The sequence below is a fragment of the Streptomyces sp. NPDC127106 genome (genome assembly GCF_042677605.1).
In the GTDB taxonomy this organism is placed as follows: domain Bacteria; phylum Actinomycetota; class Actinomycetes; order Streptomycetales; family Streptomycetaceae; genus Streptomyces.
The window spans coordinates 1-1,813 of record NZ_JBHXTC010000132.1 but is presented as its reverse complement, the minus strand read 5'-3'; the positions used below and the strand labels follow the sequence as shown (position 1 = coordinate 1,813).

2 protein-coding genes are annotated in these 1,813 nt (G+C 68.1%); both read left to right on the top strand.

Annotated elements, in window-relative coordinates; all coding sequences use genetic code 11:
• The first annotated feature begins 100 nt into the window (after positions 1 to 100).
• Positions 101 to 775, top strand: a complete 675-nt coding sequence (locus ACFVGY_RS37790) for an amino acid ABC transporter permease (protein ID WP_385687119.1) — start codon at positions 101 to 103, stop codon at positions 773 to 775.
• Entirely contained in the window at positions 772 to 1,665 is an 894-nt protein-coding gene (locus tag ACFVGY_RS37785; RefSeq protein ID WP_385687116.1) for an amino acid ABC transporter permease, read from the top strand. Before ACFVGY_RS37790 ends, ACFVGY_RS37785 begins: the two co-directional genes overlap by 4 nt.
• The last annotated feature ends 148 nt before the right edge of the window (positions 1,666 to 1,813 follow it).

The window sequence follows — 1,813 nt, the reverse complement described above, 5'->3', positions numbered from 1 at the left end:
GGCGTTTGTTTTTTGTACCTCCGGCGGGGGGGCCCCCCCCCCCCGCTCCCCGGGGCGCCCCCCCCCCTCACCGGCCATCCTGGGGAGAGCGCAGGGCAACGTGTTCGACTTTCTTACTTCCGGGCAGTACGACGTGCTCGGAGCCTTCTGGGTGACGGTGCAGCTCACCCTCTACTCCGCGGTCGGATCCCTGATCTGGGGCACGATCCTGGCCGGAATGCGGGTCAGTCCGGTCCCGATCATGCGGTCCTTCGGCACCGCGTACGTCAACGTCGTGCGCAACACGCCGCTGACCCTGCTGATCCTCGGCTGCTCGCTGGGCCTCAGCCAGACATTGAAGATCACGCTCGGCGGCGAGAACTTCAAGGAGATCGGCTTCCGCCTCGCGGTCCTGGGTCTGATCGCCTACACCGGCACGTTCGTCTGTGAAGCACTGCGCGCTGGCATCAACACCGTGCCCGTGGGGCAGGCCGAGGCCGCCCGTGCGTTGGGCCTGAGCTTCTTCCAGGTGCTCACCCTGATCGTGCTCCCCCAGGCCTTCCGAGCGGTCGTCGCACCGCTCACCAACGTATTGATCGCCCTCACCAAGAACACCACGGTGGCGGCAACCATCGGTGTGGCCGAAGCGGCCCTGCTGATGAAGGAAATGCTGGAGAACGAGGCGGACGCGATCTTCGCCGTCTTCGGGGTCTTCGCCCTCGGCTTCGTCCTGCTGACCCTGCCCACCGGCCTGCTGCTGGGCTGGGTGGCCAAGCGAGTGGCGGTGAAGCGATGAGCTCCGTTCTGTACGACACCCCTGGCCCCAAGGCGAAAGCCCGCAACTGGATCTACACCGGCGTCTTCCTGGTGGTCCTTGCACTGGCCCTGTGGTGGATCCTCGACCGAATGGCCGCGCAGAACCAGCTCGACGCCGACAAGTGGACCCCGTTCGTCACGGACAGCCAGATCTGGACGACGTTCCTGCTGCCCGGCCTCGGTGAGACCCTCAAGGCCGGCCTGATCGCCATGGTGATCGCGCTGCCGCTCGGCGCGCTCCTCGGCATCGCCCGGCTGTCCGACCACGCATGGGTGCGGGTCCCGGTCGGCGCGGTCGTGGAGTTCTTCCGCGCCATCCCGGTCCTGATGCTGATGATCTTCAGCTCCGCGCTGTACGTGATGCTCGGCACCGTCAGCTCGGACCTGCGACCGCTGTACGCGGTGGTCACCGGCCTGGTCCTGTACAACGCCTCGGTCATCGCCGAGATCGTCCGGGCCGGCATCCTGACGCTGCCGCGCGGCCAGACCGACGCGGCCAAGGCGATCGGCATGCGCAAGGGCCAGACCATGGTCTACGTCCTGGTGCCGCAGGCGGTCACGGCGATGCTGCCCGCGCTGGTCAGCCAGCTCGTGGTGATCCTCAAGGACACGGCGCTCGGTGGCGCGGTCCTCGGCTTCGCCGACCTGATGTCGATGAACCGGCAGATCTCGGCCAACTACAGCAACACCATCGCGACCATGGTCGTGATCGCCCTGATCTACATCGCGGTGAACTTCGCCCTGACCGGCCTGGCCTCCTTCCTGGAGAAGCGGCTGCGGCAGTCGAAGAAGGGCACCGGAGCCGTCGTCGAGGCCGAGGTGGCCGAGGTCGACGCGGGCGGCGCGGCCGGCGTGGGCAAGGCCCCCTGATACCCGGTCAGTAAACTGGCGTGGCACACGTGGTGGGGGGGGGGGGGGGGGCCCCCCCCCCCACCAGCCCCCCCCGGGGGGGGGGGGGCGGCCGCCACCCCCACCGGGTGACGACGGACAGAGAAAAAAAAAAACAAGACGCCCGCCC

What these genes read in the sequence shown, in the direction of transcription:
- ACFVGY_RS37785 (WP_385687116.1), top strand. Translation starts at nt 772, where the DNA reads ATGAGCTCCGTTCTGTACGACACCCCTGGCCCCAAGGCGAAAGCCCGC.